The organism is Inquilinus sp. CAU 1745, assembly GCF_039839375.1.
Classification (GTDB): Bacteria; Pseudomonadota; Alphaproteobacteria; order DSM-16000; family Inquilinaceae; genus JBDOQU01.
Genome location: NZ_JBDOQU010000010.1, coordinates 129859 through 152679, shown reverse-complemented (window position 1 = coordinate 152679; position 22821 = coordinate 129859). Strand labels below are relative to the sequence as shown.

Genomic DNA, 22821 nt, shown 5'->3' with positions numbered 1-22821 from the left:
AACCGGAAAACTTCAGAAGATTACTGTAAACCTAGATGCGATACGTAACGGACACCCTCAACCAGCATCACAGAACAATCCCGTAACACCCAAAGGCTCCGCCGCCCTCGCATCCCTTCTCTCTCTATCAACTTGTCAATGATCCGTCGGGCTCTTCACCCTGCCGGTAAACGATTGTTTTAGAACCGCTTTCCGTTCCAGCGACTGTCCGGTCTGGCCGTCCCCGCCGCGTTGGAGGCCGGGTTATAGGCCCCCTCGGTCGCGACTGTCAAACCCTTTCGTGAAACTTTTTTGGCGATCCCCGATTTCGCCCCCTGAACCCGCTTAACCCTTTGTTCCGCCGACTTTTCGATATTCACGAGAGGGGCCTCGGCACCGGCCTGTCCCGTTCTCTTTCGCTAAAACCGCCATCCGTTCACCCCTCCTTCATAAGAAGGTGGGCATAAAGGCGGAGGCGGATATGGTTAATCACCCGTCCGGCCCTTGTCGCGGCTCTTCGCGGTTGACATGAAGAGTCACCTTCCATCATCTTCCGTCGACACCTTTTTTCACCTTTTGCCCCGCCATTCCGGAAGTCGCCCGCCCGGGCTCTTCAGTCAGACCGGAGACCCATCCTGTGCATCTAAAGCTGGCCGCCTACCCCGTCCTGGTCCTCACCATGGCCGGCGTCGTAGGCCTCGCGGTCGAGACCGACCTGTTCTCACCCACCCCGAGCATCGCCAGCGACACCGGCGCCGACCCTTTGACGACGGCGCGGTCGGCGGCCGACGCCGGGACCATGACGGCCCCCGCGCGGAACGACATCCAGCTTTCCATCCTGCCGATCGAGCCCGGCGCCTTCGGCCCCCGGCCGATCGTCGCCCCGCCGGTGACGGCAATGGCCCCTAGCGGACCGGAGGAGCATGTACTGACCGTCGCATCCGGCGACACGCTGATGGGCATGCTGACGGATGTGGATCTCTCCGCGGTCGACGCCGCCACTGCCATCGAGGCGCTGGAGGAGGTCTATGACCCCCGCGATCTCCAGATCGACCAGGAGATCAACGTCACGATCGACCATACGCCGGACGGACCGGTGCTGGCGTCCCTGGAGCTGATGCCGGATGTCGAGCGCCGGCTGCGGATCGAGCGGACGGATGAAGGCTTCTCCGTTGCGGAGATCGCTAACGAGCTGGAGACCCGCTGGTCCGCGGCCACCGGCGTCATCGATTCCAGCCTCTATGGCGCGACGAACGGCGCCGGGGTCCCGGATCAGGTGCTGATCGACCTGATCCGCATCCTTTCCTACAAGGTCGACTTCCAGCGCGACATCCAGCCGGGCGACGCGTTCGAGATCCTTTATGAGCAGGATTACGACGAGAACGGCAATCTCGCCCGCAACGGCAACGTGCTGTACGCTACCCTGCTGATGTCCGGCCACGAGATGCCGGTCTACAGGTTCGAGACGGAGGACGGCGTCGTCGACTATTACAGCCGCGACGGCGAAAGCGTCCGCCGGCTGCTGATGCGCACGCCCATCGACGGCGCGCGGATCAGCTCCAACTTCGGCATGCGCCACCATCCGGTCCTCGGCTACAGCCGGATGCACAAGGGCACGGACTTCGCCGCCCCGCGCGGGACGCCGATCTATGCGGCCGGCGACGGTGTCATCGACTTCATCGGCACCAACAGCGGCTACGGCAATTATATCCGCATCCGCCATACCGGCAGCATCAAGACCGCCTACGCCCATATGCGCGGTTTCGCCGACGGCCTGTCGGACGGCGAGCGCGTGACCCAGGGGCAGACGATCGGCTATGTCGGGACAAGCGGCCTGTCCACCGGCCCGCACCTCCATTACGAGGTGCTGCAGAACGGATCGCAGATCAACCCGATGGATCTCGACCTGCCGACCGGCCGGACGCTGGAAGGAACCGAGTTGGCCCGCTTCCAGGACCATATGGAAGAGATCGACGCGCGCTTCATCGAGCTGATGTCCGCCGGCCAGGTCGCCGCCCGTCCCTGAACGGCGGCCTTCCCGTCAGCCCCCTTCCGTCAGGAACAGCCGCACGCCGGTCGCGGCGGCAGGGTCGACGGCGATCAGCTGGCCGGCGCGTTCGTGGGAGATTTCCGCTTCCGCCAGCAGGGCGGCGGCGCGGTCCAGATCCCGGCAGGTGATCCTCGTCTCTATGATCTCGCCGGCAGGGGCGGCGCCAAAGCGGAGGAGGATGCGGTGCGGGCCGGCGGCGATCGTCCAGCCTTCGCCATCCTCCCCCACCGCCCCTTCGCCCAGCAGCGCGAGATAGCGTCCGGCCACCGTCGCGGGATCGGTCACGGCGAGGGTCAGGGAGGCGATCCCTTCCGCGCCGTTCGGGTGGTCCAGCCATTCCGCGCGGCGGATTAGTTCCGGCGTCCGGTGCCGGCAGACGAAGCCGTTGACGCCCAGCGCCCCCGCCTCGCGCGGATGGATGAGGTCGAATTCCGGCCGCACGTCGCCTTCCGGCAGTTCCAGCATCCGGCCCAGCCGCTTCGGCAGATCGCCGGCGATGCCGGCCCGATCGAACGCCCGGAAGGTCCGATCGGCATCGTCCGTCCCGAAGGCGAGGCCGAGCGTGCCTTCGCCCTCCCGCTCCAGGAACCGGTCCAGCCCCTGGACGTGCTGCGCCGGGTCGACGATGCCGAGCAGCTCGATATAGTCGATCCCGAACATCACGCAGTAGTTCGCCGTGCCCCAGCCGACATGCCGGCCGCGCGGCGTGACGGTGAAGCCGAGCCGTTCCCAGGCCGACCGCGCCCGCTCCAGGTCGGCCACGCCGACCAGCAGGTGATCGACGCCGTCGAAGGCTGGTGGGGCGGTCAATAGCTGGACCCCGGCGTCTTGAGGAAGGCGGCTTCCTCCGCATTCGTCGCGCGCCCCAGCGCCTCGTTCCGGTGCGGGAAGCGGCCGAAGCGCTGGATGATGGCCAGATGGCCCAGCGCGTACTCCATGAATCCCTGATCCTCGACCCGCGCCCGGAAAAGCCCGACACAAATCAACTGGTCCCAGAGATCCTCGCTATGCTCGAACGGCAGATAGAGGAAGACGCGGTGCCGGTCGGTGAGGTCCGGCGACAGGTCCAGCTTCGAATCGATGGCGTTCCGGGCGACGGCGCGCGCCATCGGGTCGGTCGCGAAGGCGCGGGGCGTGCCGCGATGGAGATTGCGCGGGAACTGGTCGAGCAGCAGGCAGAGCGCGACCGAACCCCTGGCGGTCCGGCCCCAATCGGCGAACGCGCCGGCGGCGGCGCGTTCCGTCAGCGCGCCGAAGCGGTCGCGGATCGCCGCATCGAAGGAATCGTCCCTGGCGAACAGCTTCTCCGGCGGCGTCTCCTCGAACCAGAAATCCAGCAGCGTCTCGATATCTTTCATCCGGTCCTCTCGATCCTCGGGAAAATCATGTCGAAGGCGGTGAGCGCGGGGTCATCGTCCAGAAGACTCCCCGCCCCGCCGAGATGGCGGTGCACGAACCGTCCGGCCAGAAGCGCCAGCCGCTCGTCGTTCCTCGCCGCCTCCACCAGCAGCGCGGCCGCGAGCAGGTCGCTCATGCGGTCGAGCAGCCGTCGCCCAACCCTTGGCCCCTCCTCCGGGCGGGCTCGCAGTCGGGCGATGGCGGCCGTGACCTCCGACAGCCCCTCGCGGATCGTCGCGACTGCGTCCGTCAGCCGATCGGGCGCGCTCTCCAGCGCCGCCGTCACCCGCTCGACAAAGGCATAATCCCCCGGCAGCCGCCCCGTCGTCGCGCGCAGAAGCTCCAGCGCCTGGATGTTGGCCGGCCCTTCCCAGACCGCGGTCACAAGAGCGTCGCGATAGAGTCGCGCCGTCGGCCATTCCTCCGTATAGCCGTTGCCGCCCACCAGTTCGACCGCACGCACCGAGGACCGGACCGCCTGTTCCGCCGTCCGGTATTTCGCCAGCGCTGTCACCGTCCGCAGCCAGGGAATGGCGTCCTCGCGCCGCTCCGCCTCGTCGAAGGCGAGGCCGCTTTCGACCGCCAGCGCGGTCGACGCCTCATGCTCCATGGCGATGTCCAGCAGCGCTTCGCGGACCATGGGATAATTCGCGATCGGCCGGCCGAACGCCCGCCGGTGGATCGCCCAGCATGCCGCTTCCAGAAGCGCGCGCGCCTGGAGGCCGGCGGCCCCGAAGGCGTTGTGGACGCGGCTGTATTCCAGCGCCGCCATCATGGCCCGCAGGCCGTCGGGCGGTCCCGCCACCTCCACGCCGAACGCGCCCTCAAGTTCGATCTCCCCGGTCGGCAGGCCGCGCGTGCCCAGTTTCTCCTTCAGCCGGCGGATATTGTAGGCGTTGGGCTCGCCGCCCGGCAGATGGCCGGGGACGAGATAGCAGCCGAGCCCCTTGCCGCCCCTCGGCGCGCCGTCCGGTCGAGCCGTCGCCAGGGCCAGTCCCGATCCGGCGTTGCTGGTGAACCATTTGAGCCCGTGGAGCCGCCAGCCGCCGTCCGTACCCACGGCGCGCGTCGTCGTCGCCCCGATATCCGACCCGCCATGCCGCTCCGTCGCCCAGGTACCGCCGGACAGGGCCTTCCCGTCCATCCGGACGAGCTCGGGTAGGTAGCGGCCGCGGATCTCCGCCGGCGCCATGCGCTCCAGCACATGGGCGACCGCGCCGGTCATTGTCACCGGGCAATGGATGGAGATGTCGGCCATCGAGAGGAGATAGCCGAAGGCGAAGGAGAGGAGATGCGGCTCCGCCTTGGGGCCGAAGCAAAGCCCGATCGCGCCGCGCCGGTAGGCTTCGGCATGGCAGTCGCGGTAGGCCGGATTGAGGATGACGCGGCTGGACAGCCCGCCGTCGCGATCCGTCACCTCCAGCCGGGGCGGCGCATGGCGGTCGGTGTAGGCGGCCTGCTCCTCCAGCTTCCCTCCGGCCCAACCGCCGAAATCTGAAAGCCGGGTTTCGTTCCTGGCAAGAAGCTCCGGCGACCGCCGCGCCAGATGACGGCGAAGCGCGTCGTCGAGATCGAAGAAATTCGATCCGGCGGTGCGCTCCGGATAGGGAGCAGGAGAATCGGCGGCGCTCATGGCGCCAGCCTATCACGCGCCCGGAAACGGAAAAGGGCCACCCGTTCCCGGATGGCCCTCATTTCCGAATCCCGAAGGAATGGCGATGCTTAGTGCAGGTCGGCCCACACCTTGCGCTTCACGGCATACATCATGCCGCTGAAGACGATCAGGAACAGCACCACCTTCACGCCCATCTGCTTGCGTTCCTCAAGCTCCGGCTGAGCGGCCCAGGCCAGGAAGTTGGTCACGGCCCAGGCCTGGTTCTCCACCGTCGCCGGCGTGCCGTCGGCGAACTCCACGCCGCCTTCCATCAGGATGTCCGGCATCGCGACCGCGTGGCCCGGATAATATTCGTTCCAGTACTGGCCGGGCAGCAGAGTGGCGTCCTCCGGCGGCTCTCCGAAGCCCAACAGGAAGCTGTAGACGTAGTCGGCGCCGCCTTCCCGCGCCTTGGTGATCAGCGACAGGTCGGGCGGCAACGCGCCGCCATTCGCCGCGCGGGCCGCCTGCTCGTTCGGGAACGGCCCGACGAAGGAGTCTGCCGGAAGCCCCGGCCGTTCGAACATCTCGCCATTCTCGTCCGGCCCGTCGGTGACGACGTAGCGGGCGGCGATCGCCTTCACCTCATCCTCGTTGAAGCCGAGGTCGGCGAGGTTCCGGTAAGCGACGAGGTCCAGCGAATGACAGGTCGAACAGACTTCCATATAGACCTGGAGCCCGCGTTGGGCGGCAGCCTTGTCGAAGGTGCCGAAGACGCCGTTGAAGGTCCAGTCCTGGGACGGCGGCTCCGGCGCCTCGCCGGCCGCGCGGGCCTCCGAACCGAAGGCGCCGAACCCGACTGCGATGGCAAGCGCGGCGGTGACGGCCGCTGACTTAATGGCTCGCATGGCTTTACGCTTTCTCCATCGGCTTCGCGGCGGCGGCGCCCTTGACCGGCCCGCCTCCCTTCTTCAGGACGGCCTCGCTGATGCTCCTGGGCAGCGGCAGCGGCCGCTCCAGCTTGCCGACGAGCGGGGTCACGATCAGGAAGTGGATGAAGTACCACGCCGTCGCGAACTGGCCGATCAAGATGTAGGGCTGCTCCGCCGGCTTGCCGCCGACATAACCCAGGATCAGGAAGTCGATCACCAGAAGAATGATGAACTGCCGGTAGATCGGCCGGAACTTAGCCGACCGGATCGGCGACGTGTCCAGCCAGGGCAGGACCAGAAGCATCGCGATCGACCCGAACATCGCCAGCACGCCGCCGAACTTGGCCTCGATCAGGGTGATGCCGGTGAACGGGATCGTGATGTCGAAAGTGATGGCCCGCAGGATCGCGTAGAACGGCAGGAAGTACCATTCGGGCACGATGTGCGGCGGCGTCACCAGCGGGTTGGCCGGGATGTAGTTGTCCGGATGGCCCATATAGTTCGGCGCGAAGAAGACGAACAGCGCGAAGAAGATCAGGAAGACCGCCGTGCCGAAGCTGTCCTTCACCGTGTAGTACGGGTGGAACGGGATCGTGTCCTTCGGCCCCTTCGGCTCGATGCCCAGCGGATTGCTGGAACCATGGACATGCAGCGCCGCGACGTGGAGGAAGACGACCGCCACGATCACGAAGGGCAGCAGGTAGTGCAGCGAGAAGAAGCGGTTGAGCGTCGGGTTGGCGACGGAGAAGCCGCCCCACAGCCAGGTCACGATCGAATCGCCGACCAAAGGTATGGCCGAGAACAGGTTGGTGATGACGGTCGCGCCCCAGAAGCTCATCTGGCCCCAGGGCAGCACGTAGCCCATGAACGCCGTCGCCATCATCAGCAGCAGGATGACCACGCCGAGGATCCACAGCAGCTCTCGCGGCTTCTTGTAGGAGCCGTAATAGACGCCGCGGAAGATGTGGATATAGACGACGATGAAGAACATCGACGCGCCGTTCATGTGGATGTAGCGCATCAGCCAGCCATAGTTCACGTCGCGCATGATGCGCTCGACGCTTTCGAAGGCGTGGTCCACATGGGCGGTATAATGCATCGACAGGAAGATGCCGGTGACGATCATCGTCACCAGCACGATCATGGCGAGCGCGCCGAAGTTCCAGAAATAGTTGAAGTTTCGCGGCGTCGGATACGCCCCGTACTCCTTGTTCATCATCGTGAAGATCGGCAGTCGATGATCGACCCACCTGATCACTGGATTCTTGAAATTGCTGGGCTCGGCGTGCGCCATGACCCTCTCTCCCCTCAAGGCTTCTTCAGCCGGCGTCAGCCGATACGGATCCGGGCGTCCTCGATGAACTCGTAGGGCGGCACTTCCAGGTTGGCCGGCGCGGGCCCCTGGCGGACGCGCCCGGCGGTGTCGTAGTGCGACCCGTGGCAGGGGCAGAACCAGCCATTGTAGTTGCCCTTGGGATCGCTCGGCTTCTGGCCCAGCGGGATGCAGCCCAGATGCGTGCAGACACCGACCATCACCAGATATTCCGGATTGATCGTGCGTTCGTCATAGGTCTGCGGATCGCGCAGGGTGGCGACGTCCACCGCCTTCGCCGCCTCGATCTCCTCCGGCGTCTGCCGGCGGATGAAGACCGGCTTGCCGCGCCAGGTGACGGTGATCGACTGGCCCACGGTCAGGGGCGACAGGTCGATCTCGATGGAGGCCAGCGCCAGCGTGTCGGCCGCCGGATTCATGCTGTCGATCAGCGGCCATGCGAAAGCCGCCAGGCCAACGGCGCCGGTGGCCGCGGTCGCGAGATAGAGGAAGTCGCGGCGCGATTCGCCTTCGTCTTCTCGCTTGTCCGGATGGGTGATGTCCGCCATCGCTCTTGAATATCCTCGGTCGGGTGAACCTCTAAGATGGTATCCGCGCGAGGCTTGGACCCTCCCAAAGGTCCGGAACGCGCGAAGCCGCGCGGGCGAAGCCCCTCCGGCGCGCGACGGGGTGCATATACATCGCCCGGCGAGCGCTTGCAAACCGTGAAACACCGCCACAATGTCGCGCCCCCGCCGCCCTTGCCGCCGGAACCCGCCATGCGCCTCGTTCTCTATCAGCCGGACATCCCCCAGAACGCGGGCGCGATGATGCGCCTGGCGGCCTGCCTGGGCGTCGGGATCGACATCGTGGAGCCGTGCGGCTTCCTGCTCGACGACCGTCGGCTGAAGCGCGCGGGCATGGACTATCTCGACGCACTCGACCGGCGGCGCTGGCCGGGCTGGCTGGCCTATCGAGAGGCGCCGCATGAAGGGCGGCTCGTCCTGCTGACGACGGCGGCGGCGATTCCCTACACGGCGTTCATGTTCCAGCCCGACGACCGCCTGCTGGTCGGCCGGGAAAGCGCCGGGGTGCCGGAAGACGTTCACGACGCCGCGGACGCCCGGCTCGTCATCCCGCTCCGCGCCGGATTCCGGTCGCTGAACGTCGCTTTGGCGGCCGCCATGGCGCTGGGCGAGGCGCAGCGTCAGCTTGCGGTCCGGGAAGCGCCGGAACCAACATGACATTTTTTTAATGTTCCGGTCGGAACCAATTTTCAACGTTCATCATTCCGTGAGAGCTGAAGGGTTTTTCAGCCAAAGAAAGCTATAGCTCCCCTGCAGTTTGGAGAACGTTATGAAGAAACTGATTCTCGCCGCCGCCATCGTGGCAGCGCCGACCATGGCGATGGCGCAATCGGCGGAGCCGATGCCGGAACGCGATACCCGCATCACCGGTTCGGAATTCGTCTATGGCGGCCAGCAAGGAGATTGGGAAGCCACGCTGTCGGGTACCGGCGGCAACAACCAGGACTTCAACGCTGGTTCCTTCGGCATCGCCGGTAGCCTCGGCTACTACGTCACCGACGCCATCATGTTGAATCTGCGCCAGTCGCTGAATTATTCCGACTTCAACAACGGGACCAACGTCAACGGCTCCACCAGGCTCGGCGCGCTCTACAATTTCGACCTCGGCGCCTGGAAGCCGTGGGTCGGCGCCAATATCGGCTATATCTACGGCGACGGCGTCAGCGAATCCTTCATCGCCGGACCGGAGGTCGGTGTCCGCTATTACGTGAACCCGAAGACCTTCATCTTCGGCCAGGCGGAATATCAGTTCCTGTTCGACGACGCCGGCGACGCCGACAGCGCGATCGACGACGGCACCTTCGCCTACAATCTGGGCGTCGGCTTCAACTTCTAGGGTTTGAAGCCTCCAATAACGGCCGGCCCGCCCCTTCCGGAAGGGGCGGGCCGTTTCCGTTGGGGCCGTTGGGAAACATTCCCCCTTCTGAGAAGACTCCTTACCCTGAGCCAGTCGAAGGGTCGGCGCCCACATGGTTCGACGGGCTCACCATGAGGAGGCGAGGCGGCGACCGCCGACTTGGTGGGGTCGTCGCTTGGTGCTATGGACCGGGCATCGTTCCGCCGTCTTCATGGACCGACCGCCGTGACAGATCCCCATCCGACCATCCCGACCGAAGACCAGAAGGCGCGCGCCGCCGAGTGGTTTGCCGCCCTGCGCGACCGCATCTGCGCGGCGTTCGAGGCTCTGGAGGACGAAGCCTCCGGCCCCCTTTCCGACCGGCCGGCCGGCCGGTTCGAACGCAGGAGCTGGGATCGGCCCGGCGGCGGCGGCGGCACGATGGCGGTCATGAAGGGCCGGGTGTTCGAGAAGGTGGGCGTCAACATCTCGATCGTTCATGGCGCGTTCTCGGAAGAATTCCGGAAGGCCATGCCCGGCGCGGCGGAGGAAGGCGCGTTCTGGGCCGCCGGCATAAGCCTGGTCGCCCATATGCAGAGCCCGCTCGTCCCGGCCGTCCACATGAACACCCGCCACATCGTCACCAGCAAGGGCTGGTTCGGCGGCGGCGCGGACCTTACTCCGATGATCCCGGACGACAGGGACACGACCGATTTTCACGCGGCGCTGAAGGCCGCCTGCGATCGTCACGATCCGGGCTACTACCCCCGCTTCAAGGAATGGTGCGACGAATATTTCTTCCTGAAGCACCGGGACGAGGCGCGGGGCATCGGGGGCATCTTCTACGACAATCTCGACAGCGGCGACTGGGACGCCGATTTCGCCTTCACCCGCGATGTCGGAGAAGCCTTCCTGGAGGTATATCCGGCACTGGTCCGGCGGCACATGGATCGTCCCTGGACGCCCGAGCAGCGTGAGCATCAGCTTCGGCGGCGGGGCCGCTATGTCGAGTTCAACCTGCTCTATGATCGCGGCACGACTTTCGGCCTCAAGACCGGCGGCAATGTCGACGCCATCCTGATGTCGCTGCCCCCGGTCGTGCACTGGCCCTAGCTGCCCTAACCGGCCTACCGGCCCTCCCGCCGCCATGCGGCGAGCAGCGCGCCAAGGATCAGGAAGAGCGCGAGCGCGGCCGGCAACAGCGGAACGTCGCGGACGCCGGTGACGATGTAGTCGCCATTGGCGCGGAGGCCCAGCCAGTCGTCACCCGCGGCAGCGCGGTCGGGATCGGTGCGGCGGATGTCGGGCAGCCCGCCATCGGCCAGCCAGAAGATCCCGCCGCCGGTCGCCTCCGCCGCCGGCTCCAGCACAGCAGCCGTCGTCCGCACGTCGGACAGTTCCGGCGGGTTGAGCGTACCGACGACCGCCAGCGCCGTGAACTCCCCATCCTCCACCCGGAAGATGCCCGGTTCCCGCGCCACATAGTCCGCGATGGCGAGGCCCGGCGCCTCCTCGACCAGGGTCAGCGTCACCTCTTCGCCGGAAGGTGTGGTCAGCCGGACCTCCTCGGGAAGTTCCTCCAGGCTGCGGCGGACGATCCGGATATTGTCGCCGTCGACCACGGTCCGAAGATCGTTCTCCTCCAGCTCCGGCTCCTTCATCAGCCAATGAGCCAGCCGGCGCAGCAGTTCCGCCTGCGGACCGCCGCCCTCATAGCCCCGGCTCCACAGCCAGATCTGGTCGGAGGCCAGTTGCGCCACCCGGCCTTCCCCGACACGGTCGAGGATCAGGAGCGGCCGGTCGCCGATGCCATCCATCAGCACAGAGCCGCCGGTCGCGCGCACGTCGATCTGGCGGAACCAGCGGCCCCATTCCGGCTCGCCCGCGCCCGGCTCTCCCGCCTCCTCGCCCGGTGGCACGACTCCGGCCAGCCCGGCGGTGACAGGATGGCGGTGGCCAAGTTCGGTAACGTCGGGGCGGAAGCCCTCGACCAGCACCTCTCCGGTCGGCTCACCCGGCAGCACATCGCCCAGCGGCGTGCGGTAGAGGCTGAAGGAGGAGGCGAATTGCGGGCCGCTGGCCTCGAGGAACGCGCCGCCGCTGGTGACGTATTCCGCGATGTTGGAAAGATAGATGTTCGGCAACACGCCGCGCCGCCGGTACCGGTCGAAGATGATCAGGTCAAACTCGTTCAGCCGCAGCTCGAACAGCTCCCGGATCGGGAAGGAGATCAGCGACAGCTCGTTGATCGGCGTGCCGTCCTGCTTCTCCGGCGGGCGCAGGATGGTGAAATGAACCAGGTCGACCGACGGGTCCGATTTCAGGATGTTGCGCCAGGTCCGCTCGCCCGAATGGGGTTCGCCCGAAACCAGCAGGACCCGTAGCCGGTCGCGCACCCCGTTGATCGCCACGGCGGCGCGGTTGTTGGCAAGGCTCAACTCCGCCGCCGCCGCCTCGACCTCGAACTCCAGCACCGTCTGGCCGCCATGGTCGAGCGTGAACTCCATCGGCGTCTCGACGCCCACAGGCAGCAGCACGGTGTCGCTGCGCGTCCCGTCCTGCGTGACCGTCACCGCCGCCGAACCATTCGCGGCGTCGTCTCCTGCCGGCAGATCGTCGATCCGGACCGTGACCGTCACGGTCCGGTCCACAAGACCGAAAGAGGGCGCGTTGGTGATGACCAGCCGCCGGTCGGCCTCCTCCCGCTCCCCGGTCAGCAGCGTGTGGACCGGCCCCATGCCGTCGAGCGCGGTCAAATCCTCCGGCACGTCATGCACCTGGCCGTCGGTGATCAGCACCGTTCCGGCGATTCTGCGCCGGGGGATGTCGGCCACCGCCTGGTCTACCGCGTCGAACAGCGCCGTTTCCTCGATCGCGGAATCCTCCCCGCGCTGCGGGCGGACGACCCGGACCTCCAGATCCTCGAACGCGGCAAGCTCCGTCTCCAGCGCCGCCAGGGCTTCCTCCGCCCTGTCCGACCGCGCGCCGATCTCCTGGCTGGGCGATTCGTCGACCACCACCACCGCGACATCGTCGATCGGCTCCCGCTCCTCCCGCACCAGGGAGGGGTTGACCAGCACGACCGCCAGCGCCGCCAGGGTGAGGAAGCGGAAGGTCATCCCCGGCGCGCGGCGGAAGAGGCCGACCAGCAGTGCTGCGGCGGCCAGGCCGAACAGCGGGCCCAGGACCGTCCAGGGCAGCAGGGGCGCGAAGGCGATGGAGGCGGCGTCGATCATGTCACTGGCCCAGCCGTTCCAGGATCGCCGGGACATGCACCTGGTCGGCCTTGTAGTTGCCGGTCAGCGCGTACATCACGAGGTTGACGCCGAAGCGGTAGGCCATCTCCCGCTGGCGCTCGCCGCCGGGAACGACAGGATAGAGCGGCAGGCCCGATTCGCCCCGCGCCCACGCCGCCGCCCAGTCGTTGCCACCGATGATGACGGAGGAGACGCCGTCATTGACCGTCTCGCTGGTATTTTCCACCCAGACCTCCCCGCCCTCGTAGCGGCCGGGGAATTCCTGCATCAGGTAGAAGGCCTTGGTCAGCACATGTTCCGGCGGGACAGGAGTCAGCGCCGGCACGTCCAGCCCCTCGATCAGCGTGCGTAGCCGCTGGGTGCCCTCGCCGCCACCGAAGGCGTCGCCGCCCCGGTCGCGGGTGTCGAAGAGGATCGTGCCGCCGGTCGCCAGATAGCGGTTCAGCCGGTCGATCGCCTCGTCCGACAAATCCGGCTGCTCCGCCACCACCGGCCAGTAGATCAGCGGGAAGAAGGCAAGCTCGTCCGTCTCCGGATCGACCGCCATCGCGCCGTCGGCCTCGACCGCTGTCCGCGCCCTGAGCACTTCCGACAGCGTCTCAAGCCCCGCCTCGCTGGTCCGGTCCACTTCGGGAATCCCTGTCTCGACATAGGCGAGATAGAGCCCGGTGGCCGCCTGGAGCGCGAACTGCTCATCCCCCTGAGCCCACGCGTCCGTCACGGGAAGTCCGGCCAACGCGGCCAACAGCGCGATCGCCGTCGCGCTTCGGCGGGCCAGCGTGAGCAGGCCGCGCAGACCCAGCGCGATCACCAGATCGATCGCGATCAGCGCCATCGCCGCCGCCAGCAGCCAGGGCAACAGGGGAACCTCGCCCCGCGCCTCGTAACCGCCCAGCGCGACACCCGGCGGGAAGCCGGAGAGGGGCGTCGGCGCGTCGATCTCCGCGCCCAGATTGATCGCCGTCCGGGCATCCTCCGTGCCGTAGAAGCCGGGCGGATGGCGCGGCCCCACCATATCGCCGAAAGTGATCGGCAGCGCCGTGGGAGGCGGCGTCTGCAAGCGGCCGAACCCGTCGAGCGTCCGGTAGGGCTCCAGCGTCCGGCCCTCGGAAACCGCCGCGCTGCCTTCGCTCAGCCCCACCACCGCGCGCAGCATCTCCACGAACAGGCCCGACAGGGGCAGGTTGGACCATTCCGGCCCCGCCGTGACGTGGAACAGGACCAGCCAGCCTTCGCCGCGCGCCTCCCCAGTCACCAGCGGCGTGCCGTCGGTCAGCCGGGCCCACGTCCGGCTGGCAAGGTCCAGCGTCGGTTCGGCCAGCACCTGCCGTTCGATCCTGACATCCCCCGGCGGCTCCAGATCGGCGAACGGACCCGTATCGGGGAACGGCGCGAGCGGCATCGGCTCGGTCCAGGAAAGCGCGCCGGAGAGGGTGCGGTCGCCCATCCTCAGCGATACCGGCAGGAGTTGGTCGGGATTGGCCGCCATCAGCGGGCCGGCAAAACGCAGCACGACGCCGCCTTCCGCCATCCAGCCCTGCAGGCTTGCCGTCTCCTCCTCGCTCAACGCGCCGGTGTCCGGCAGGACCAGCACCGCGGCCCCGTCCTGGATCAATTCCTCGATCGTGCCGAACCTGATGTCACTGAACGGCGCGAGCGCGCGCTCCACATAATGGGTGTCGGACAAGAGGGGCTGCGTCTCCCCCTGGGTCGCGGCGGCCGCGATGCCGACGGGCCTGCGACGCCAGCGTTCGTCCAGAAGGACGACCGCGCCCGCCGTTGTCTCGCCGTCGATATCGATGCGCGCCGCCTCGTTTCGAAGCTCCGTGGGCAGGGAGAAGCGCGCTTGCCCCTGCCGCTCTCCCGGCTGGAAACTCACGACCTCCCGGCCGATCAGCCGGCCGTCCTCGGCCAGCACGCGGACGGTCGCGGTCCCGGCACCCTCCGACGCGCGGAGGATGGGGACAAGCAGGTCCTCCCCCTCATGCTCCGGCGGCCGAAGCAGCCGCGCCGTCCCGCCCTCGTCCGGCAGCACCATCTCCAGCCCGCCGAACCGCTGAAGCTGCTCCATCAGAGCAGTGTCGCCTTCCCCCGCCAGCCCGTCGCTCAGCCAGACAGCGTAACCGGAAGGCGGCAGCGCTGCTTCCGTCACCGCCTGGGCGGCGGCGGCGCGGTCGGTCGGCCAGGGATGGGGGACCAGCGCCTCCATCACGCCCCGCGCCTCGGCTGGGCGCAGCCGGCCGGAGACCGCTATCGGATCGCCCGACGGGCCGGGCGCGGTGGTCAGCAGGTAGATATCCCGGTCGGTCCGCTCCGCCCGGTCGGCGAGGTCGCCCATCAGCGCCCGCCGCGCCGGCCAGTCGCGCGCGGCGGCCCAGCCATTGTCGACGACCACCAGCAGCGGCCCGCCGCCCGGCAACGCCTCGCCGGGGTTGAGCACCGGCCGGGCAAGGCCGAGGATGATCAGCGCCGCAATCAGCAGCCTGAGCGCCAGGAGCCACCAGGGCGTCCGGTCCGGGGTCTCCTCCCGCGCGATCAGGTCGCGCAGCATCCGCGCCGCCTTGCCGGAGAAGGGGTTGCGCCTGGGCGAAGGCGGGGTCACGCGCAGCAGCCAGTAGATCACCGGTAGAGCCGCGAGCGCCGTCAGCATCCAGGGGGTCGCGAAGGCGAGGCCGCCCGCCCCCGCGAACAGGCCGGAAAGGCCGCCTGCGATCTGGTTCAGCATCGGCTCACGCCCTTTCCGCCGGGACGCCGGTGACTTCGCCGGAGATCGCAGTGAACAGGGAAAGGAGCGCCGCTTCCGCCGGACGGTCGGTGCGATGGACGGCGCAGGTCCATCCGGCCGTCCGGGCCAGCGTCGCCAGCCCGTCCTGCCGCGCCTTCAGCCGCGCCAGGAAGGCGTCGCGCACCCCTTCGACGCGGCGGACCAGCACCGGCTCCTCGCGTCCGGTGAAATCCTCGAACCGCACCCGGCCGGCGAAGGGCATCGTCGCCTCCGCCGGATCGAGGATCTGGAGGATGTGCCCGCGAACCCCGCGATCGGCCAGGGAAGCGATCTCCGCGTCGATCTCCTCCAGCGGGTCCAGGAAATCCCCCAGCAACACGATGCCGGCATGACGCGGCACGCGGTCGGCTTCCGGCCGGGCCGATGCGGTCGACAGGGCGAGCGCGATGCGGCCGACATTGGCGCGCCCCGCCGCCGGCGGTCCGTCGCCCCCGACCAGCGCGATCCGTTCGCCGGCGCGGTTCAGCAGCGAGGCCAGCGCCAGCAGCAGGATCTCCGCCCGTTCCCGCTTGGTCGGCAGGTCAGGCCGCGACCGGTAATCCATGGAAGGATCGGCGTCGCGCCACAGCCAGACGGATTGGGAGGCCTCCCATTCCAGCTCGCGCACGAAGACGGCGCGGCTCTTCGCGGTCTGGCGCCAGTCGATCGCCCGCACCTCGTCGCCGGGTTGGTAGCGGCGGAACTGCCAGAAGCTTTCGCCCATGCCGACGCGGCGGCGTCCATGGACGCCCTGGGCGACGGTCGACGCCACCCGTTCCGCCGCCGCCAGCAGGGGCGGCAGCGTCGCCGCCAGCGCCTCCGCGCGCTGCTGGCGCTTGATGGCGTCGGACGCTTGCTTCGCCAAAGGCGTCGCCTTTCGGTTCAGGCCAGCGGGGCGCACAGACGGTCGATGACGTCGTCCAGCGTGATGCCGTCCGCCCGCGCCGCGAAATTCAGCGCCATGCGGTGCTGCAGCACCGGCCGGGCCAGCGCCAGCACATCGTCGATGGAGGGCGCGAACCGCCCGTCCAGTAGCGCGCGCGCGCGGCAGGCCAGCATCAGCGCCTGGCTGGCGCGCGGCCCCGGCCCCCAGGCGACATGGCGTTCTATATCCGGCAAGTCGGTGGTGTCCGGCCGGCCGCGGCGGACCAGCGTCAGGATGGCATCCACCACGCTTTCGCCGACCGGCACCCGGCGCACCAGCGCCTGCGCGCGCAGCAGCGCCGCGCCGTCGATGACGGCCGACAGCGTCTCATGCTCCGCGCCGGTGGTCGCGATCAGCATCCGCCGTTCGGCCTCAAGGTCCGGATAGCCGACATCCACCTGCATCAGGAATCGGTCGAGCTGCGCTTCGGGCAGCGGATAGGTGCCCTCCTGCTCCAGCGGGTTCTGGGTCGCCAGCACGTGGAACGGGCGCGGCAGCGCATGGTCCTGCCCGGCGACAGAGACCTTCGTCTCCTGCATCGCCTGAAGCAGCGCCGACTGGGTGCGGGGGCTGGCGCGGTTGACCTCGTCGGCCATCAGGAGCTGGCAGAAGACCGGGCCGGGCAGAAAGCGGAAGGCGCGACGGCCGCCCTCGGTCTCCTCCAGCACCTCCGATCCCAATATGTCGGCCGGCATCAGGTCCGGCGTGCACTGGATGCGCCGGTCCTGGAGGCCCAGCACAATGCCCAGCGTCTCGACCAGCCGCGTCTTGGCCAGCCCCGGCACGCCGATCAGCAGCACATGCCCGCCGGCCAGCAGCGTCGTCAACGTCTGGTCGACAACCTGCTGCTGTCCGAAGATCACCCGTCCGATCGCCGCGCGGACGCGGGCGAGATCCTCGCCCAGCCGCTCGACCTCCCGGGCAAGGTCCGGGTCGTCGGCGGCGTCGATGCGCGCCGTCGTCTCAGTGGCCTGTGCGGTCAATGGTGTGGTCTCCCTTCCTCGGACTGACTACCTTGAGAGTATGGCGAAAATCGGAAGCCGCCACCCGGGAAAAGGTGAGATGACCCAGCCTGAAGGCGATCCCCTCGAAGCCCTCCGCCGGCCGCCCTCCGCGGAGGACGAGGCCTATCCCATCAGGATAGCCAGGGACGGCACATGGTTCCATGAAGGCGCGCCGATTCGGCGGATGGAGCTGGTGCGGCTGTTCGCGACGGTGCTGAAGCGCGACGAGGCCGGCGACTATTGGCTGATGACCCCAGCCGAACGCGGCCGGATAGAGGTGGAGGACGCGCCCTTCGTCGCCGTCGCGGTGGAGGTCGCCGGCGAAGGAAGCGACCGGACGCTGACCTTCCGCACCAATGTCGAACGGGAAACGACGGCCGGCCCCGACCACCCGATCCGCGTCGCCTTCGATCCGACGACCGGGGAGCCCAGCCCCTATGTCGCGCTGGGCGGCGGGCTGGAGGCGCTGATCGCGCGCCCGGTCTATTACGAACTGGCCGAAATGGCCGAAAGCCACGAGGGGCGGACGGGCGTCTGGAGCAAGAGCCGCTTCTTCCCGCTGGATTCGGCATGAGGTTCGACCGGGAGGATCTGCGGCGGCGGCTGCCGCGATTCGAGACGCCGGTGACGGCCGACCGCCGCAAGATCAGGGGGGATCACGACCTCAACCCCGACATGTTGCCTCCCGCCAGCCTGCGGGAGGCCGCCGTGCTGATCCCGCTGGTCGAGCGGGAGGACGGGCTGCATATCCTGCTGACGCTCCGGACCGATCATCTGGCCGCCCATGCCGGCCAGATCAGCTTCCCCGGCGGCCGGACGGAAGAGGAGGACGAGGATGCGCTGGACGCCGCCCTGCGCGAGACGGAGGAGGAGATCGGTCTGCCGCGCGAGAAGATCGACATCATGGGCCGGCTGGACACCTACGTCACCCGAACCGGCTTCCGGATCGTGCCCTTCGTGGGGCTCGTCCGGCCGCCCTTCACGCTGGAGCCGGATCCGTTCGAGGTGGCGGAGGTGTTCGAGGTGCCGCTGGGCTTCGTGCTGGGGCCGGGCAAGCCCGAGCGGCACAGCCGGATATTCCAGGGAAGGGAGCGGTTCTTCTATGTCTTCCCCTATGGCGAACGCTTCATCTGGGGGGCGACGGCGGGCATGCTGCTGAACCTGCGCGAAGCGCTGGAGGTCGATTGATGCGCCGCTACCTGCCGCTTCTCCTGCTTCTGCTGCCGACTCTTCTTTTCATCGTCTGGCGGCTCGTCGCCCGACGCCGGACCGAAGGGCTGTTCCGCGGGCTGCCGGCTCTGCCCCTGGCGCTGGCCGGCACGGCGCTGTTCGCGGTCGGGATGATCGGCTGGGCGCTGTGGGGAGAGGAAGAGCCGGGCGGCATCTACATCCCGCCACACACGGCGGAGGACGGGACCATCCTGCCCGGCCGGATCGTGGAGGAAGCGCCCGATGGTCGATAGGCCGACGCGGCTTTCGGACGCGCCCTGGCTCTCCGATCCGGCGGCGGGACGGGTGATGGCGGCGCTGTCCAACGCCGGCGGCGAGGGTCGCTTCGTCGGCGGCTGCGTTCGGGACGCGCTGCTGAAGCGGCCACTCGGCGATATCGACATCGCGACCACGCTGACGCCGGACCGCACCCTGGCGGCGCTGAAGGCGGCCGGGCTGAAGGCGGTTCCGACCGGCATCGACCACGGCACGGTGACGGCGGTCGCCGACCATCGCCCGTTCGAGATCACGACGCTGCGGCGGGATGTGGAGACGGACGGAAGGCGTGCGCGGGTCGCCTTCACCGACAATTGGGCGGAGGACGCCTCGCGCCGCGACTTCACGATGAACGCGCTTTATGCCGACATCGGCGGCGTGCTGCACGATCCGGCAGGCGGGATCGACGATGCGCTGGCCGGCCGTGTCCGCTTCGTCGGCGACGCCGACCGCCGGATCGCGGAGGACGTGCTGCGCCTGCTGCGCTTCTTCCGCTTCCATGCCTGGTACGGGAAGGGCGCGCCGGATCCCGATGCGCTGGCCGCCTGCGCCCGCGCCGCGCCGCTGCTTTCCACATTGTCGGGGGAACGGGTGCGGGCGGAATTGCTCAAACTGCTTTCCGCCCCGGACCCCGCCCCCGTCTGGCGGAGGATGATCGAGGCCGACGTAGCGCGCGCGGCCCTGGGCGTAGACGGCGATGCGGATAGGCTGGCCCGCCTGGAAGGCCCGCCCGACCCGATCCTGCGCCTCGCAGCGCTGCTGGGGCCGGACGCACCGCAGGCCCTGCCCGACCGGCTGCGCCTGTCCAACATCGAACGGGAGCGCCTGGCGACGCTGTCGGAAAACTGGAACGCGGTGGAGGATGGAGCCTCCGCCGCCGACCTGCGCCGCCTGGCCTACCGGCTCGGCCGGCCGGCGGCGGACGATCTGATCCGTCTGGCGAAAACCGAAGGAAGGCCGCCGCAAGCCGATCTCGGCGCCTGGACGCCCCCGACATTTCCGGTCCGGGGCGCGGACCTGTTGGCGCTTGGCCTCACCACCGGCCCGGAGGTGGGCCGGCTGCTGTCGGAACTGGAAGGCTGGTGGATCGCGGAGGATTTCAGGCCCGACCGGGCGGCGCTCCTGGACAGGGCGAAAACCAACTGCCCCTCACCCAACCCTCTCCCCGGCGGGGAGAGGGCTATCGACTTACCCTCGCCCCTCCTGGGAGAGGGAGGGACCCGGCGAAGCCGGGAGGGTGAGGGGCGTTAAGCCCTCAATGCCCCGGATCGTACCGAAGGCTGTATTCCGGCACGCCCGGCGTGGTGGGCGGCGACAGTTCGTTCATCTGCATTTCCTTCAGGTATTCGATCCTGTCGTCGATCAATTCGGGGGAGGGCGCGTCGGTGATGGCGGACACCGCCGCCAACGCCACGCCCCACACAGCGATGCCGGCCGCCCACGCGGCCAGCACGGATCCGATCTTCCTCATGGTCCTCTCCAAATCGTCAGGCCGTCGCGGGGCAAAGCCAGAAATTGCGGACAGGCCTATATATCAATTTGATATATATCGTTTATTATTAGGTATATGGGCATCCGTCCGGCCCGCTGCAAGAGATACGCATGAACCGTTATCGGCGGATGCAGTGGAACAGCCAGTTGGCGTTGATGCGGAACCGCCGCCGCCTGTGCGGGGACAGCATCTGCCGGGACGACACGCCCTTGGCCTCGAACCCGGCATCGGCCAGCCGGTCGACCAGGTCGCGGCCGTAATAGCGGTAATGGTAGGGATGGCCGAACCGCGCCATCCGTTCGGCCGGCGACGCGATGTCCCGCCCTTCCGGCGAGACCGCCTCCTTCGGGGTATAGGGCACCATCACGACGGCCCGGCCGCCCCTTCGCGTCACGCGCGCCAATTCGGCCATCGCCTTCCGGTCGTCGGGGATGTGCTCCAGCACGTGGGAGGTCAGCACCACGTCGAACGTCCCGTCGCCATAGGGCAGGTCGGTCAGGTCGGCCTGCCGGTCGGCATAGGGGTTGAACCGGTCGACGCTTTCGTAGCGCAGGTTCGGCAGCCCCCGTAGCCGCTCCTCCAGCGCCGTCTCCGGCGCCGTATGAAGCACTCGGTGCCGGCCGGTCAGCAGGTCCGTCCGGGTCGTCAGGTAGAGCCAGAGGAAACGGTGACGCTCGACCGACCCGCAGGTCGGGCACATCGCGTTCCGCCGCCCGCCCAGCCCGAAGGGCAGGAACCGCAGCGCCGTCCGGTTGCAGATCGGGCACTCCAGCACGCCCGGAGCGCCCTTCCCCGGCGCGGCCGTCCGGGCGTAGAGCCGCTCCATCCGGTAGACCGCCGCCTCATCCAGCGCCTCGGTCTCGATGGTCGGCAGCATTCGGGAAAGGCCCTGGAGCATGGCGCAGCGTCTGCTGTTGCGGGAATCGCCCTCACCTTATCAACGGGAGGCGCTCCTGCATAAGTGTCGGAGGTCACTTCCAGAAGAACGTCATGCCGGACTTGATCCCATAGGCGCTAACTTTGAGGCGGTGAGCCTCACACCCTCGCCTTCAAAACCCTCACCCTCCCACCGCTTCGCGGCGGGTCCCTCCCTCTCCCGCAAGCAGGAGAGGGGAAAATTACGACCAAAGTTAGCGCCTATGGGACTTGATCCGGCATCCATACGGCGTCGATGACGGCTGGAACGGCGCTCACTCTTTCGCCGCCGGTGAAAGTAGCCATGGCCCATGGATTCCGGGTCAAGCCCGGAATGACGAAGTGGGAAGGTCTTCACCCTCCCCTCATGGTGAGCTCGTCGAACCATGTCGCCCGACTGCCCGCTTGATTTCACCGCGGGCGATGCGCATAAAAAGAGGACCAGACCGGGCCCCTCTGGCAGTTCGATCGAACTGTGATGTCGGCTGGACGATATCGGAGTGGCTCGCTCTCGTTCCCATCCACCTCCGACATCCCGGCAATGAGCGACGCCCCTTCTTTGTGGGAAGGGTCGGGTTCGGTCGGCGTGTCGGCGGCCCGGCGGGCGGCGGCTGCTTGGTTTCAACGTTCGGAAAGGCAGACGGATGCCCGAATTCTTGTCCCCTGAAATGCTGGCCGCCTTCGCCCAGGTCATCATGATCGACCTGGTGCTGGCCGGCGACAACGCCATCGTCATCGGCTTGGCCGCCGCCGGCCTGGCTGCCGATCAGCGCAGAAAGGCGATCCTGCTCGGCATACTCGCGGCCACCGTGCTGCGTATCTTCTTCGCCTTGATCACCACTCAGCTTCTCGCCATCGTCGGCCTGCTGCTGGCCGGCGGTATCCTGCTTCTCTGGGTCTGCTGGAAGATGTGGCGCGAACTGCGCTCCGGCCATGAGCACGACCAGCATGTCAGCGAGGAGGCGCTGGAAGGCAAGGATCTGAACGCCGACGGCACCGTCGCCGGCTCCGCCCCGCGCAAGACCTTCGCCCAGGCGGCCTGGCAGATCGTGGTCGCCGACGTGACCATGTCGCTGGACAACGTGCTGGCCGTCGCCGGCGCGGCACAGGAGCATCCCTGGGTCCTGGTCTTCGGCCTGGTCCTGTCGGTCGCGCTGATGGGCGTCGCCGCCAGCTTCATCGCCCGGCTGCTCAGCCGTCATCGGTGGATCGCCTATGTCGGCCTTCTGGTCATCCTCTATGTCGCGCTGGACATGATCTATCGCGGCGGGCAGGAGGTCTGGCCCATCGTCGCCGCGGCGATGTGACCGTCCGGATACCGGCCTTCTCCCTCACCGGGAGAAGGCCGGTTCCTTTATGAATATCGACGTGTCCTTGCGGGCGAAGCCGACGCTCTCATAAAGCGCAACCGCCCGCTTGTCCGCGGCATCAACCTCAAGCATCGCGGCGCGAGCCCCATCGGCGGCCGCGTCCGTCAGCGCCGCCTCCAGCAGCGCCCGGCCCAGCCCGCGCCCGCGGAAGCCCGGATCAACCCAGAGATCGTCCAGCACCGCGATCCGGCCGCCATGGTCGATCGAGTGCCGCCAACAGGCCAACGCATAGCCGGCGTCGCGTCCCTCTACCGTCAGCAGCCATGCCCGGCCCAGCGAGCCGTCCGCGCACAGCGCCCGGATCGCCGCCTCCTGCACCGCTCCGACCTCATGCCCGCTTTCCCCATGGAACCGCCGCACGGCCGCGATCAGCCGATCGGCGTGAGCGGACGTCACGGCGAAGATGTCCGCCATGGGTCGC

At 68.1% G+C, this 22821-nt stretch carries 22 protein-coding genes; 9 read left to right on the top strand and 13 right to left on the bottom strand.

What is annotated here, in order from left to right; all coding sequences use genetic code 11:
* Positions 1 to 616: 616 nt before the first annotated feature.
* Positions 617 to 2005 (top strand): M23 family metallopeptidase, encoded by a 1389-nt coding sequence (locus tag AAFN89_RS13510; RefSeq protein ID WP_347539591.1) that lies wholly within the window; start codon positions 617 to 619, stop codon positions 2003 to 2005.
* A 15-nt stretch (positions 2006 to 2020) separates the two neighbouring features.
* Here the strand turns inward: AAFN89_RS13510 and AAFN89_RS13505 are convergent, their stop codons facing one another.
* The 6 genes from AAFN89_RS13505 to petA form a co-directional block, all read right to left on the bottom strand.
* A complete protein-coding gene (locus AAFN89_RS13505; RefSeq protein WP_347539590.1) occupies positions 2021 to 2839 on the bottom strand; it encodes a VOC family protein in 819 nt (272 codons plus the stop codon).
* Positions 2836 to 3387 carry a DUF924 family protein gene (locus tag AAFN89_RS13500; RefSeq protein ID WP_347539589.1) on the bottom strand — a complete coding sequence of 184 codons (552 nt, stop codon included), beginning with the start codon at positions 3385 to 3387 and terminating at the stop codon, positions 2836 to 2838. Before AAFN89_RS13500 ends, AAFN89_RS13505 begins: the two co-directional genes overlap by 4 nt.
* The gene (locus tag AAFN89_RS13495; RefSeq protein ID WP_347539588.1) at positions 3384 to 5060 is read right to left on the bottom strand and encodes an acyl-CoA dehydrogenase family protein; all 1677 of its coding nucleotides are present in this window, start codon (positions 5058 to 5060) and stop codon (positions 3384 to 3386) included. Before AAFN89_RS13495 ends, AAFN89_RS13500 begins: the two co-directional genes overlap by 4 nt.
* An 89-nt stretch (positions 5061 to 5149) precedes the next feature.
* On the bottom strand, positions 5150 to 5929 hold the full coding sequence (locus tag AAFN89_RS13490; RefSeq protein WP_347539587.1) for a cytochrome c1: 780 nt from the start codon (positions 5927 to 5929) through the stop codon (positions 5150 to 5152).
* A 4-nt stretch (positions 5930 to 5933) separates the two neighbouring features.
* Positions 5934 to 7247, bottom strand: a complete 1314-nt coding sequence (locus tag AAFN89_RS13485; RefSeq protein WP_347539586.1) for a cytochrome b N-terminal domain-containing protein — start codon at positions 7245 to 7247, stop codon at positions 5934 to 5936.
* A gap of 35 nt (positions 7248 to 7282) precedes the next feature.
* Entirely contained in the window at positions 7283 to 7834 is a 552-nt protein-coding gene (gene petA / locus AAFN89_RS13480; RefSeq protein WP_347539585.1) for a ubiquinol-cytochrome c reductase iron-sulfur subunit, read from the bottom strand.
* A gap of 210 nt (positions 7835 to 8044) precedes the next feature.
* Between petA and AAFN89_RS13475 the strand changes: the two genes are divergently transcribed.
* The 3 genes from AAFN89_RS13475 to hemF all read left to right on the top strand — a co-directional run bounded on the left by AAFN89_RS13475 (position 8045) and on the right by hemF (position 10301).
* Positions 8045 to 8509 carry a tRNA (cytidine(34)-2'-O)-methyltransferase gene (locus AAFN89_RS13475; protein WP_347539584.1) on the top strand — a complete coding sequence of 155 codons (465 nt, stop codon included), beginning with the start codon at positions 8045 to 8047 and terminating at the stop codon, positions 8507 to 8509.
* A gap of 112 nt (positions 8510 to 8621) precedes the next feature.
* Positions 8622 to 9188, top strand: a complete 567-nt coding sequence (locus AAFN89_RS13470) for an outer membrane beta-barrel protein (protein ID WP_347539583.1) — start codon at positions 8622 to 8624, stop codon at positions 9186 to 9188.
* Between the two features lie 246 nt (positions 9189 to 9434).
* Entirely contained in the window at positions 9435 to 10301 is an 867-nt protein-coding gene (gene hemF / locus AAFN89_RS13465) for an oxygen-dependent coproporphyrinogen oxidase (protein ID WP_347539582.1), read from the top strand.
* Between the two features lie 14 nt (positions 10302 to 10315).
* Here the strand turns inward: hemF and AAFN89_RS13460 are convergent, their stop codons facing one another.
* From AAFN89_RS13460 to AAFN89_RS13445, 4 genes are read right to left on the bottom strand one after another with little or no spacing between them, the layout of a single operon-like run.
* On the bottom strand, positions 10316 to 12460 hold the full coding sequence (locus tag AAFN89_RS13460; protein WP_347539581.1) for a hypothetical protein: 2145 nt from the start codon (positions 12458 to 12460) through the stop codon (positions 10316 to 10318).
* Positions 12426 to 15170: a DUF4159 domain-containing protein gene (locus AAFN89_RS13455; RefSeq protein WP_347539580.1), complete on the bottom strand. Its 2745-nt coding sequence runs from the start codon at positions 15168 to 15170 to the stop codon at positions 12426 to 12428. Before AAFN89_RS13455 ends, AAFN89_RS13460 begins: the two co-directional genes overlap by 35 nt.
* Before the next feature lie 4 nt (positions 15171 to 15174).
* Positions 15175 to 16074, bottom strand: a complete 900-nt coding sequence (locus AAFN89_RS13450; protein ID WP_347539579.1) for a DUF58 domain-containing protein — start codon at positions 16072 to 16074, stop codon at positions 15175 to 15177.
* A gap of 17 nt (positions 16075 to 16091) precedes the next feature.
* Complete coding sequence (locus AAFN89_RS13445) at positions 16092 to 17039, bottom strand: MoxR family ATPase (protein WP_347539594.1); 948 nt, start codon at positions 17037 to 17039, stop codon at positions 16092 to 16094.
* Between the two features lie 157 nt (positions 17040 to 17196).
* On the opposite strand from AAFN89_RS13445, the gene AAFN89_RS13440 reads away from it, so the two are divergent.
* From AAFN89_RS13440 to AAFN89_RS13425, 4 genes are read left to right on the top strand one after another with little or no spacing between them, the layout of a single operon-like run.
* On the top strand, positions 17197 to 17712 hold the full coding sequence (locus AAFN89_RS13440; protein ID WP_347539578.1) for a DUF1285 domain-containing protein: 516 nt from the start codon (positions 17197 to 17199) through the stop codon (positions 17710 to 17712).
* Positions 17709 to 18326, top strand: coding sequence for a CoA pyrophosphatase (locus tag AAFN89_RS13435; RefSeq protein ID WP_347539577.1), 618 nt, complete (start codon positions 17709 to 17711; stop codon positions 18324 to 18326). The genes AAFN89_RS13440 and AAFN89_RS13435 overlap by 4 nt, the downstream gene beginning before the upstream one ends.
* On the top strand, positions 18326 to 18601 hold the full coding sequence (locus tag AAFN89_RS13430; protein ID WP_347539576.1) for a hypothetical protein: 276 nt from the start codon (positions 18326 to 18328) through the stop codon (positions 18599 to 18601). The genes AAFN89_RS13435 and AAFN89_RS13430 overlap by 1 nt, the downstream gene beginning before the upstream one ends.
* Entirely contained in the window at positions 18591 to 19874 is a 1284-nt protein-coding gene (locus AAFN89_RS13425; RefSeq protein WP_347539575.1) for a CCA tRNA nucleotidyltransferase, read from the top strand. Before AAFN89_RS13430 ends, AAFN89_RS13425 begins: the two co-directional genes overlap by 11 nt.
* Before the next feature lie 4 nt (positions 19875 to 19878).
* On the opposite strand, the gene AAFN89_RS13420 is transcribed toward AAFN89_RS13425, so the two are convergent.
* Together AAFN89_RS13420 and AAFN89_RS13415 are read right to left on the bottom strand one after the other, a co-directional pair.
* Complete coding sequence (locus AAFN89_RS13420; RefSeq protein ID WP_347539574.1) at positions 19879 to 20094, bottom strand: hypothetical protein; 216 nt, start codon at positions 20092 to 20094, stop codon at positions 19879 to 19881.
* Positions 20095 to 20233: 139 nt separating this feature from the next.
* Complete coding sequence (locus AAFN89_RS13415) at positions 20234 to 21013, bottom strand: class I SAM-dependent methyltransferase (protein WP_347539573.1); 780 nt, start codon at positions 21011 to 21013, stop codon at positions 20234 to 20236.
* A gap of 661 nt (positions 21014 to 21674) precedes the next feature.
* Between AAFN89_RS13415 and AAFN89_RS13410 the strand changes: the two genes are divergently transcribed.
* The gene (locus tag AAFN89_RS13410) at positions 21675 to 22337 is read left to right on the top strand and encodes a TerC family protein (RefSeq protein ID WP_347539572.1); all 663 of its coding nucleotides are present in this window, start codon (positions 21675 to 21677) and stop codon (positions 22335 to 22337) included.
* 24 nt (positions 22338 to 22361) lie between these two features.
* Here the strand turns inward: AAFN89_RS13410 and AAFN89_RS13405 are convergent, their stop codons facing one another.
* Complete coding sequence (locus AAFN89_RS13405) at positions 22362 to 22814, bottom strand: GNAT family N-acetyltransferase (protein WP_347539571.1); 453 nt, start codon at positions 22812 to 22814, stop codon at positions 22362 to 22364.
* Positions 22815 to 22821 lie beyond the last annotated feature (7 nt).

What these genes read in the sequence shown, in the direction of transcription:
- AAFN89_RS13500 (WP_347539589.1), bottom strand. Translation starts at nt 3,387, where the DNA reads ATGAAAGATATCGAGACGCTGCTGGATTTCTGGTTCGAGGAGACGCCG.
- AAFN89_RS13495 (WP_347539588.1), bottom strand. Translation starts at nt 5,060, where the DNA reads ATGAGCGCCGCCGATTCTCCTGCTCCCTATCCGGAGCGCACCGCCGGA.
- AAFN89_RS13490 (WP_347539587.1), bottom strand. Translation starts at nt 5,929, where the DNA reads ATGCGAGCCATTAAGTCAGCGGCCGTCACCGCCGCGCTTGCCATCGCA.
- AAFN89_RS13485 (WP_347539586.1), bottom strand. Translation starts at nt 7,247, where the DNA reads ATGGCGCACGCCGAGCCCAGCAATTTCAAGAATCCAGTGATCAGGTGG.
- petA (WP_347539585.1), bottom strand. Translation starts at nt 7,834, where the DNA reads ATGGCGGACATCACCCATCCGGACAAGCGAGAAGACGAAGGCGAATCG.
- AAFN89_RS13475 (WP_347539584.1), top strand. Translation starts at nt 8,045, where the DNA reads ATGCGCCTCGTTCTCTATCAGCCGGACATCCCCCAGAACGCGGGCGCG.
- AAFN89_RS13470 (WP_347539583.1), top strand. Translation starts at nt 8,622, where the DNA reads ATGAAGAAACTGATTCTCGCCGCCGCCATCGTGGCAGCGCCGACCATG.
- AAFN89_RS13460 (WP_347539581.1), bottom strand. Translation starts at nt 12,460, where the DNA reads ATGTCCCGGCGATCCTGGAACGGCTGGGCCAGTGACATGATCGACGCC.
- AAFN89_RS13455 (WP_347539580.1), bottom strand. Translation starts at nt 15,170, where the DNA reads ATGCTGAACCAGATCGCAGGCGGCCTTTCCGGCCTGTTCGCGGGGGCG.
- AAFN89_RS13440 (WP_347539578.1), top strand. Translation starts at nt 17,197, where the DNA reads ATGACCCAGCCTGAAGGCGATCCCCTCGAAGCCCTCCGCCGGCCGCCC.
- AAFN89_RS13435 (WP_347539577.1), top strand. Translation starts at nt 17,709, where the DNA reads ATGAGGTTCGACCGGGAGGATCTGCGGCGGCGGCTGCCGCGATTCGAG.
- AAFN89_RS13430 (WP_347539576.1), top strand. Translation starts at nt 18,326, where the DNA reads ATGCGCCGCTACCTGCCGCTTCTCCTGCTTCTGCTGCCGACTCTTCTT.
- AAFN89_RS13425 (WP_347539575.1), top strand. Translation starts at nt 18,591, where the DNA reads ATGGTCGATAGGCCGACGCGGCTTTCGGACGCGCCCTGGCTCTCCGAT.
- AAFN89_RS13420 (WP_347539574.1), bottom strand. Translation starts at nt 20,094, where the DNA reads ATGAGGAAGATCGGATCCGTGCTGGCCGCGTGGGCGGCCGGCATCGCT.
- AAFN89_RS13415 (WP_347539573.1), bottom strand. Translation starts at nt 21,013, where the DNA reads ATGCTCCAGGGCCTTTCCCGAATGCTGCCGACCATCGAGACCGAGGCG.
- AAFN89_RS13410 (WP_347539572.1), top strand. Translation starts at nt 21,675, where the DNA reads ATGCCCGAATTCTTGTCCCCTGAAATGCTGGCCGCCTTCGCCCAGGTC.
- AAFN89_RS13405 (WP_347539571.1), bottom strand. Translation starts at nt 22,814, where the DNA reads ATGGCGGACATCTTCGCCGTGACGTCCGCTCACGCCGATCGGCTGATC.